This is a genomic window from Streptomyces sp. NPDC001663, assembly GCF_042893105.1.
In the GTDB taxonomy this organism is placed as follows: Bacteria; Actinomycetota; Actinomycetes; order Streptomycetales; family Streptomycetaceae; genus Streptomyces.
On the sequence record NZ_JBIAUR010000018.1, the window covers coordinates 251,226 to 260,112 of the forward strand.

An 8,887-nucleotide genomic window follows, 5' to 3' on the forward strand; every position below is an offset into this window, starting at 1 on the left:
CCTAGGCCCACCGGCCGGGGCCGCGCCGCCACAGGTCCGATCCGGGTTGTCGTACCCCGCCGGTACCTTGAGGGCATGAGTCAAGGCCCCCGGTCCGGCCTCGCCGCGGTGAGTTCCGCGTTGCTGGCCATGAGCAGGCATCTCGAGGTGCGCGACGTCCTCAAGACGATCGTCGCCTCGGCCCGCGAACTGCTCGACGCGCAGTACGCCGCGCTCGGCGTCCCGGACGACCACGGCGGCTTCGCCCAGTTCGTGGTCGACGGCGTCAGCGCCGAGCAGTGGGCGGCGATCGGCCCGCTCCCGCGTCAGCACGGCATCCTCGCGGCCATGCTGCAGGAGGCGAAGGTCGAGCGCCTCGCCGATGTGCGCAAGGACCCCCGCTTCGAGGGCTGGCCGTCCGCCCACCCCGACATGTCCGACTTCCTGGGCCTGCCCATCCGGGACGGCGACGAGGTCATCGGCGCCCTCTTCCTCGCGAACAAGAACTGCCCGAAACCGGAAGGCGGTTGCGGCTTCACCGAGGAGGACGAGGAGCTGCTCTCCATCCTCGCCCAGCACGCCGCCATCGCCCTGACCAACGCCCGCCTGTACGAGCGCAGCCGCGAACTGACCATCGCCGAGGAGCGCTCCCGCCTCGCGCACGAACTGCACGACGCGGTCAGCCAGAAGCTCTTCTCCCTGCGGCTGACCGCCCAGGCAGCCGCCGCCCTGGTGGACCGCGACCCGTCGCGCGCCAAGGGCGAACTGCAACAGGTGGCCGCGCTCGCCGCCGAAGCCGCCGACGAACTACGCGCCGCTGTCGTCGAGTTGCGCCCTGCGGCCCTCGACGAGGACGGCCTCGTCAACACCCTGCGCACCCAGATTCAGGTCCTCGACCGCGCCCACACCGCGCGCGTGGCCTTCGACAGCTGCGGGGTGCGCGCCCTGCCCGCCGCCCAGGAGGAAGCCCTCCTGCGCGTCGCCCAGGAGGCCCTGCACAACGCCCTGCGGCACTCCGGCGCGGAACACGTGGACGTGACCCTGGCCCGGCGCGGCACCGCAGCCGTCCTGAGCGTGACGGACGACGGCAGCGGCTTCGACCCGCAGTCGATACGACGAGCCGGACGCCACCTGGGCCTCGTGTCCATGCGTGACCGCGCAAGCGGGGTCGGCGGCAGGCTGACCGTGGAATCGGCGCCCGGAAAGGGCACCACGATCGAGATGGAGGTCCCCGGTGGCTGACGCAATCAAGGTGCTGCTCGTCGACGACCACCAGGTGGTCCGCCGCGGCCTGCGCACCTTCCTCGAGGTGCAGGACGACATCGAGGTCGTGGGCGAGGCCGCCGACGGCGCCGAAGGAGTCGCCCGCGCCGAGGAGTTGAAGCCCGACGTCGTCCTGATGGACGTCAAGATGCCCGGCATGGACGGCGTCGAGGCCCTGCGCAAGCTCCGCGAGCTGGACAACCCCGCACGCGTGCTGATCGTCACCAGCTTCACCGAACAGCGCACGGTGGTCCCGGCCCTGCGCGCGGGTGCCGCCGGTTACGTCTACAAGGACGTGGACCCCGACGCGCTCGCCGGTGCCATCCGCTCGGTGCACGCCGGACACATCCTGCTCCAACCCGAAGTGGCGGGCGCCCTGTTGTCCCAGGAGGAGGCCAACTCGGGCCAGGGCAGAGCAGGTTCGCTCACCGACCGGGAGCGCGAGGTGCTCGGCCTGATAGCGGACGGCCGCTCCAACCGCGAGATCGCACGCGCCCTCGTCCTCTCCGAGAAGACCGTGAAGACCCACGTCTCGAACATCCTGATGAAGCTCGACCTGGCGGACCGCACACAGGCGGCGCTGTGGGCCGTACGCCACGGCGTGACCGGCTGAAACGCGCCGAACACCCCGGGACGGTCCGGCAATACGGAGGGTTCCGTTCCGGACTGAGATTCATACCGTCGTGGGAATGTCCCCCGGATGGCGCATCCTCCGTGGATCTCCGCCGTTCTTCAGTGCGTGCTGCGGCGAACTGCCGCGGCAGTCACTAGGAGGGGCAAGAAGTGAAGAACCTCAAGAAGGCAGCGGCCGTGACGATGGTGGCCGGCGGTCTGCTCGCCGCGGGCGCCGGAATGGCCTCCGCCACCAACGGCGCGCACGCCGACGGCACCGCCGTGGGCTCGCCCGGCATCGTCTCGGGCAACCTCGTCCAGGCCCCGGTGCACATCCCGGTGAACGCCGTGGGCAACAGCGTGAACGTCGTCGGCGTGCTGAACCCCGCCTTCGGCAACCTGGGCGTCAACCGCTGACGTCGGCACCCGGTCCACGAGAGGCCCCGCAGTCACCAGCGACTGGCGGGGCCTTTCCGCGTCCGGCCCAGGGCGGCAGCGCTCACCGCACCCCGCTCACCGAACCCCCCGCTCCCGCTCCTCCACATACGCGTTGTACGCGGCGACCTGCGCCCGCCGGGCCGTCCGCTCCACCGGCCGCAGCGCCTGCGCCCGCGCACTCATCTCCCCGGCACTCACCGCCGCCCCGTGCCCGTTGTCGTAGGCGAGGGAGATCAGCAGCCCCACCCGCTGCGCCAGCTCCAGCACCCGCACCGCCCGCGGCGGATACCCCGGCGCCAGCACCTCCCGCCCCCGCTCGGCCCGCGCCCGGTACGCGTCGATGGCCGCCTCCGCCACCGGTCCCGAGCCGGCCACGTCCAACCGTGACAGCACTTCCGTCGCGTCCCGCAAGGCCTCCGCCAGCTCTCGCTCGGCCTCACCGAGCGAGGGCACATCGGCCGGTGGTGCCTCCCGCACCGACAGGCAGTGCCACACGACCTCGACGTGCACATCACCCTCGGGCCCGGCCTCGTACACCTCCGGAACCAGCCCGAGCGCGGCGCCGTGACAGATCACGGCCTCCTCGGCGTCCAAGGCCCTCGCGTTGAACTCCGGCGGCCCGCTCAGGCCCAGCGGATGGCCCGGCGCGGGCAGCGCGACGCGCAGCCCCGTGGCGCCGAGCGCCCGCAGCCGGCCCAGCGCGAGCGTGAGCCCGACGGGCGCCGATTCACCGGGCAGCCCCTCCACGCGGTGCACGGCATCGTCCCCGACGATCGCGAACACGGCGTCGTCGGGCGAGACAAGTCCGGCCAAAAGGGAGTTTCCCCAAGCGGCAAGGCGTCCTGAACGAGGTTCCGAGAACATGCCCCCACCCTAAGGACCGGACCGATGGAATGGGCCGGGCGGCCGGTGGCGTAGATTTCATCGAGGGCTGCGCCCGAAAGCGCGCACGCGACAGCCGAGACGCCGAGACCGGTCACACTGCAAGGGGAGACAACGCGCTCATGAGCGATGTTCTGGAGCTTCAGGACGTATCCGTGGTCCGTGAGGGCCGGGCTCTGGTGGACCAGGTCTCCTGGTCGGTCAAGGAGGGCGAGCGCTGGGTCATCCTCGGCCCCAACGGCGCCGGCAAGACCACCCTCCTGAACGTCGCGTCCAGCTACCTCTTCCCCAGCAGCGGCACCGCCACCATCCTCGGCGAGACCCTCGGCAAGGTCGACGTCTTCGAACTGCGCCCGCGCATCGGCATGGCCGGCATCGCCATGGCCGACAAGCTCCCCAAGCGCCAGACCGTCCTGCAGACCGTGCTGACCGCCGCGTATGGCATGACCGCCGGCTGGCAGGAGGAGTACGAAGACGTCGACGAGCAGCGCGCCCGCGCCTTCCTCGACCGCCTCGGCATGACGGAGTACGTGGACCGCAAGTTCGGCACCCTCTCCGAGGGCGAGCGCAAGCGCACCCTCATCGCCCGCGCCCTGATGACCGACCCCGAGCTCCTCCTCCTCGACGAGCCCGCCGCCGGCCTCGACCTCGGCGGCCGCGAGGACCTGGTACGCCGACTCGGGCGCCTCGCCCGCGACCCGATCGCCCCCTCGATGATCATGGTCACCCACCACGTCGAGGAGATCGCCCCCGGCTTCACCCACGTCCTGATGATCCGCCAGGGCAAGGTCCTCGCCGCCGGCCCGCTGGAGCTCGAGCTCACCTCCCGCAACCTCTCCCTCTGCTTCGGCCTCCCGCTCGTCGTCGAACAGGTCGGAGACCGCTGGACCGCCCAGGGCCTGCCGCTGTCCTGACTGTGTGAAGTCCGCGCGAAAACACGGGTAAGAAGCCGGTCTCAGCCACATCGCGCCCTGTCGGAGGCAGGACCCGCGGTCCTACCATGACCATGTGAACGACATCGACGCATGGGTGTGGTGGCTCGTCGGCGCGGCTGCGCTCGGAATCCCGCTCGTGGTCACGGCGATGCCGGAGTTCGGGATGCTCGCGGTGGGCGCCGTCGCCGCCGCGGTCCTGGCCGGACTGGGCTTCGGGGCCGTGGCCCAGGTACTCGCCTTCGTCGTCGTCTCGGTCGCCCTCATCGCCGTCGTCCGGCCCATCGCGGCCCGGCACAGCGCGCAACGCCCCCAACTCGCCACGGGCGTGGAGGCGTTGAAGGGGAAGCAGGCCGTCGTACTGGAGCGCGTCGATGGCTCCGGCGGCCGAATCAAGCTGGGCGGAGAGGTCTGGTCGGCGCGCGCTCTCGACACCGGCCGCGCCTACGAAGTAGGGCAAGAGGTGGACGTCGTGGAGATCGAGGGGGCCACCGCGATCGTCATCTGACCTCGTAGGACTCAACTGAACCGAACAGCCCACGAGTTGTGCGACGGTCTGTCAGACTCGACCAGCAAGATCTTCAACAACCATAAGATCTTCCGAAAGCGCCGAGGCGGAGAAGGGTACGGGGAACGACGATGGAACCGGTCATCATCGTCCTGATCATTCTGGTGGTGTTGGTCTTCATCGCCCTGATCAGGACAATCCAAGTCATCCCACAGGCCAGCGCCGCCATCGTCGAGCGCTTCGGCCGCTACACGCGGACACTCAACGCGGGCCTGAACATCGTCGTCCCCTTCATAGACACCATCCGCAACCGCATCGACCTGCGTGAACAGGTCGTGCCGTTCCCGCCGCAGCCGGTGATCACCCAGGACAACCTGGTCGTCAACATCGACACCGTCATCTACTACCAGGTGACGGACGCCCGGGCCGCAACGTACGAAGTGGCCAGCTACATCCAGGCAATTGAGCAGCTCACCGTCACCACGCTCCGCAACATCATCGGTGGCATGGACCTCGAGCGCACCCTGACCTCCCGCGAGGAGATCAACGCGGCCCTGCGCGGCGTCCTCGACGAGGCCACCGGCAAGTGGGGCATCCGCGTCAACCGCGTGGAACTGAAGGCGATCGAGCCCCCGACCTCCATCCAGGACTCGATGGAGAAGCAGATGCGCGCCGACCGTGACAAGCGCGCCGCGATCCTCACCGCGGAAGGTACGCGCCAGGCCGCCATCCTCACCGCCGAAGGTGAGAAGCAGTCCCAGATCCTGCGCGCCGAGGGTGAGGCCAAGGCCGCCGCCCTGCGCGCCGAGGGCGAGGCCCAGGCGATCCGCACGGTCTTCGAGTCCATCCACGCCGGCGACCCGGACCAGAAGCTCCTCAGCTACCAGTACCTCCAGATGCTCCCGAAGATCGCCGAGGGCGACGCCAACAAGCTCTGGATCGTCCCCAGCGAAATCGGCGACGCCCTCAAGGGCCTGTCCGGCGCTATGGGCAACTTCGGCCCGTTCGGCGGCAATTCGGGCGGCGGAGGCTCGGAGAAGGCCCCGGAACGCCGAGAGAAGCCGTCGATCGACTGACGACGTTTCCTGTACGACACTGGGGCCCACCTCCGTCGGGAGGTGAGCCCCAGTTCCGCGTACGGCCTAGGCGGCAGGCTGGGCCAGCCAGTCAGGCAGCGCCTCGAAGTCCTCGGCGCCCAGCGCCAGCAGCATCGCGTCCTGCGGCGTGGGCTCGAACGGCTGCCGCAGCAGCGGCATGCCCGCCTGCTCCGGAGTCCGGTCCGCCTTGCGGTGGTTGTCCTCCGCGCACGAAGCCACCGTGTTCAGCCACGAGTCCGTACCACCCTGAGCCCGGGGCACCACATGGTCCACGGTGGTCGCCCGGCGACCGCAGTACGCGCACCGGTGCCGGTCCCTGACCAGAACACCCCGCCTCGACCACGGGGCTTGTCTTCGGAACGGCACCCGCACGTACCTGCACAGTCTGATCACCCGGGGCACGGGTATGTCGACCGCGGCTCCGCGCATGCGCAGTTCGGGGTGGGCCTGCTCGACAACGGCCTTGTCCTGCAGCACCAGAACGACGGCTCTATTCAACGTCACCGTCGACAGCGGCTCGAAGCTCGCGTTCAGTACCAGCGTGTCCCGCATCCCGCCCACCTCCCGTGCAATCGGCCCACCCCCTGGCGGGCTTGGATCAACTCTGGCCGGGCACGCCGAGATGGACAACGCAATAAAAACTGCCCGCCCCTGATCAATTCCAAGACCAGAGGCGGGCAAACGTTCAATGAACGTCAGTCTTCGGCAGGCACTTCGTACTCGGCGACCAGCTGCGCACGCGCGATCGCGTGGAACCGCAGATTGAAACCGACGACGGCCGGAGAGACATCGGAGTCCGGCCCCAGCTTCTCCTGATCCACGGCGTACACCGTGAACACGTACCGGTGCGGACCGTCCCCGGGAGGCGGAGCGGCGCCGCCGAACTCCTTGGTCCCGTAGTCGTTGCGCACCTGCACGGCGCCCTCGGGCAGCCCCTCGAACTTGCCGCTGCCCGCACCCGTCGGCAGTTCGGTCACCGAGGCCGGGATGTCGAACACGGACCAGTGCCAGAACCCGCTGCCCGTAGGGGCGTCCGGGTCGTAGCAGGTCACGGCGAAGCTCTTGGTCTCAGCGGGGAAGCCCTCCCACCGCAGCTGCGGCGAGGTGTTGCCGGCCGCGTAGACCTGAGCGTCCCTGAGCGTCGCGCCCTCCTGGACGTCCTCGCTCGTGACCGTGAACGACGGCACGGGCGGATGGAAGTCGTGGGGGAGCGGCCGCCGCTTGAGCTCGGTCACCTCGGTACCTCCTGATCGGTTACTGGAATCACCAGTTCCCGAGCCTAGAACCAGTTGCGCTTGCTGCCGACCTCGGACAGCCACTGGTTGAGGTAAGCCGCCCAGTCGGTCGCGTGGAAGTCGTGCTGACCGACCTGGAACGACCGGAAGGTGTCACTGCCCTCGCTGAACAGCCCCGGCTTCTTGTCCATCTCCAGAACGACGTCCATGGCGTGCTCGTCGGCCACGAAGCTCAACTCGACCTGGTTGAGACCCCGGTACTGCGACGGCGGGTAGAACTCGATCTCCTGGTAGAACGGCAGCCTCTGCCGAGTACCCCGGATGTGACCGCGCTCCATGTCCGCGCTCTTGAAGCGGAAGCCGAGCTGGATGAAGGCGTCCAGGATGGCCTTCTGCGCCGGCAGCGGGTGCACGTTGATCGGGTCCAGGTCACCGGAGTCCACGGCCCGCGCGATCGCCAGCTCCGTGGTCACCCCGATGTTCATCCCGCGCAGCGCCTGCCCGTCGATCATCGTGACCGGCGTCTCCCACGGAATCTCGAGCCCGAACGGCACGGCGTGCACGGCACCCGACTGCAGCTCGAAGGCCCCACCGAGACTCACCTTGGTGAACTCGATGTTCTGCTTGTACTCCTCGTCACCGCTCTCGACCTCGACCTTGGCCTGCAGCCCGACCGACAGACCCTCGATGTCCTGGTTCACGGACCCGCCCTGGATCCGCACCTCACCCTGGACGACGCCACCCGGAACAACGTTGACCTCGGTCAGCACCGTTTCGACCGAAGCCCCGCCGGCCCCCAGGCTCGCGAGCAGCTTCTTGAACGCCATGTCTCTCCCTCTTACCTACGTATGGATCCCTGATCCCTACAAACGCGATCCGGCAGTGGCCGGTTCCGCGTCCTCACCCTGGCAAGCAGACGGATCCTTGACCACCCTTTGGCCCACACCCGACTGGACTACCCTCGGACGCCATGATCGCGTCCTCGGACCGTACGCCCCTCCCCAGGACCTTCTTCGACCGCCCCGTCCTGGAAGTCGCCCCGGATCTCCTTGGCCGCATCCTCGTCCGCACCACCCCGGACGGTCCGATCGCCCTCCGACTCACAGAGGTCGAGGCCTACGACGGCCCGAACGACCCCGGCTCCCACGCCTATCGCGGCCCCACGGCCCGCAACGGCGTGATGTTCGGTCCCCCCGGACACGTCTACGTCTACTTCACCTACGGCATGTGGTTCTGCATGAACCTGGTGTGTGGCCCGGACGGCCAGGCGAGCGCGGTCCTGCTCCGGGCCGGCGAGGTCGTCGAGGGCGCCGAACTGGCTCGTAAACGTCGACTCTCGGCCCGAAACGACAAGGAACTGGCCAAAGGGCCGGCACGCCTGGCCACGGCCCTGGGGGTGGACCGGGCCCTGGACGGCACGGACGCATGCGCCCCCGGGGACACCCCCCTCCGGATCCTGACGGGCACTCCGATCGCCCCCGACCAGGTACGCAACGGTCCCCGCACCGGAGTGGCCGGCGACGGAGGCGTCCACCCCTGGCGCTTCTGGATCGCCAACGACCCGACGGTGAGCCCTTATCGAGCCCACGTACCGAGGCGTCGCTCAAGTTGACTCGCCCTTGGAAGATGCGTAACGTAGCCCGAGCCGCTTGAACCGGGTACGGCAATCGCCAGCAGCCGGAAGCGGCCAAACCACTACCTACGATCACCCCTCAGCGGGGACGAATTTGGCATGCCTGCATGCGTGAATTCAATCTCGCGGAACTCGATTATGAGTTGCCGGGGAAATCGGCTAACGTAGTGAATGTCGAAAGGCCCCGCCGACAGGGAATCAGGCCCGAAAGGATCTGATAGAGTCGGAAACGCAAGACCGAAGGGAAGCGCCCGGAGGAAAGCCCGTGAGGGTGAGTACGAAGGAAGCGTCCGTTCCTTGAGAACTCA

The 8,887-nt window shown here is 68.8% G+C and carries 11 protein-coding genes; 7 read left to right on the forward strand and 4 right to left on the reverse strand.

Annotated features, from left to right (window positions below):
* Positions 1-75: 75 nt before the first annotated feature.
* The 3 genes from ACFY1L_RS44155 (at position 76) to chpE (ending at position 2,271) form a co-directional block, all read left to right on the forward strand.
* Positions 76-1,221: a GAF domain-containing sensor histidine kinase gene (locus ACFY1L_RS44155; protein ID WP_388838438.1), complete on the forward strand. Its 1,146-nt coding sequence runs from the start codon at positions 76-78 to the stop codon at positions 1,219-1,221.
* Entirely contained in the window at positions 1,214-1,855 is a 642-nt protein-coding gene (locus ACFY1L_RS44160; protein WP_388838441.1) for a response regulator, read from the forward strand. The genes ACFY1L_RS44155 and ACFY1L_RS44160 overlap by 8 nt, the downstream gene beginning before the upstream one ends.
* 170 nt (positions 1,856-2,025) lie before the next feature.
* Complete coding sequence (chpE, locus tag ACFY1L_RS44165) at positions 2,026-2,271, forward strand: chaplin ChpE (RefSeq protein ID WP_361272642.1); 246 nt, start codon at positions 2,026-2,028, stop codon at positions 2,269-2,271.
* Positions 2,272-2,367: 96 nt separating this feature from the next.
* Here the strand turns inward: chpE and ACFY1L_RS44170 are convergent, their stop codons facing one another.
* Positions 2,368-3,156, reverse strand: a complete 789-nt coding sequence (locus ACFY1L_RS44170; RefSeq protein WP_388838444.1) for a hypothetical protein — start codon at positions 3,154-3,156, stop codon at positions 2,368-2,370.
* A gap of 140 nt (positions 3,157-3,296) precedes the next feature.
* On the opposite strand from ACFY1L_RS44170, the gene ACFY1L_RS44175 reads away from it, so the two are divergent.
* The 3 genes from ACFY1L_RS44175 to ACFY1L_RS44185 all read left to right on the forward strand — a co-directional run bounded on the left by ACFY1L_RS44175 (position 3,297) and on the right by ACFY1L_RS44185 (position 5,690).
* The gene (locus ACFY1L_RS44175; RefSeq protein WP_388838447.1) at positions 3,297-4,088 is read left to right on the forward strand and encodes an ABC transporter ATP-binding protein; all 792 of its coding nucleotides are present in this window, start codon (positions 3,297-3,299) and stop codon (positions 4,086-4,088) included.
* Positions 4,089-4,182: 94 nt separating this feature from the next.
* Positions 4,183-4,614, forward strand: coding sequence for an NfeD family protein (locus ACFY1L_RS44180; protein ID WP_361272650.1), 432 nt, complete (start codon positions 4,183-4,185; stop codon positions 4,612-4,614).
* Between the two features lie 131 nt (positions 4,615-4,745).
* Positions 4,746-5,690 (forward strand): SPFH domain-containing protein, encoded by a 945-nt coding sequence (locus ACFY1L_RS44185; protein ID WP_099927853.1) that lies wholly within the window; start codon positions 4,746-4,748, stop codon positions 5,688-5,690.
* Between the two features lie 66 nt (positions 5,691-5,756).
* Here ACFY1L_RS44185 and ACFY1L_RS44190 read toward each other — a convergent pair whose 3' ends face one another.
* The 3 genes from ACFY1L_RS44190 to ACFY1L_RS44200 form a co-directional block, all read right to left on the reverse strand.
* A complete protein-coding gene (locus ACFY1L_RS44190; protein ID WP_388838451.1) occupies positions 5,757-6,263 on the reverse strand; it encodes an HNH endonuclease in 507 nt (168 codons plus the stop codon).
* A 143-nt stretch (positions 6,264-6,406) separates the two neighbouring features.
* On the reverse strand, positions 6,407-6,946 hold the full coding sequence (locus tag ACFY1L_RS44195) for a YbhB/YbcL family Raf kinase inhibitor-like protein (RefSeq protein WP_388838454.1): 540 nt from the start codon (positions 6,944-6,946) through the stop codon (positions 6,407-6,409).
* A 44-nt stretch (positions 6,947-6,990) separates the two neighbouring features.
* Positions 6,991-7,773: a sporulation protein gene (locus ACFY1L_RS44200; protein WP_388838456.1), complete on the reverse strand. Its 783-nt coding sequence runs from the start codon at positions 7,771-7,773 to the stop codon at positions 6,991-6,993.
* A 143-nt stretch (positions 7,774-7,916) separates the two neighbouring features.
* On the opposite strand from ACFY1L_RS44200, the gene ACFY1L_RS44205 reads away from it, so the two are divergent.
* The gene (locus tag ACFY1L_RS44205) at positions 7,917-8,558 is read left to right on the forward strand and encodes a DNA-3-methyladenine glycosylase (RefSeq protein WP_388838459.1); all 642 of its coding nucleotides are present in this window, start codon (positions 7,917-7,919) and stop codon (positions 8,556-8,558) included.
* The last annotated feature ends 329 nt before the right edge of the window (positions 8,559-8,887 follow it).

Excerpts from the sequence above, each read along its gene's own strand:
- ACFY1L_RS44190 (WP_388838451.1), bottom strand. The coding sequence starts at position 6,263 with ATGCGGGACACGCTGGTACTGAACGCGAGCTTCGAGCCGCTGTCGACG.
- ACFY1L_RS44175 (WP_388838447.1), top strand. The coding sequence starts at position 3,297 with ATGAGCGATGTTCTGGAGCTTCAGGACGTATCCGTGGTCCGTGAGGGC.
- ACFY1L_RS44200 (WP_388838456.1), bottom strand. The coding sequence starts at position 7,773 with ATGGCGTTCAAGAAGCTGCTCGCGAGCCTGGGGGCCGGCGGGGCTTCG.
- ACFY1L_RS44205 (WP_388838459.1), top strand. The coding sequence starts at position 7,917 with ATGATCGCGTCCTCGGACCGTACGCCCCTCCCCAGGACCTTCTTCGAC.
- ACFY1L_RS44170 (WP_388838444.1), bottom strand. The coding sequence starts at position 3,156 with ATGTTCTCGGAACCTCGTTCAGGACGCCTTGCCGCTTGGGGAAACTCC.
- ACFY1L_RS44155 (WP_388838438.1), top strand. The coding sequence starts at position 76 with ATGAGTCAAGGCCCCCGGTCCGGCCTCGCCGCGGTGAGTTCCGCGTTG.
- ACFY1L_RS44185 (WP_099927853.1), top strand. The coding sequence starts at position 4,746 with ATGGAACCGGTCATCATCGTCCTGATCATTCTGGTGGTGTTGGTCTTC.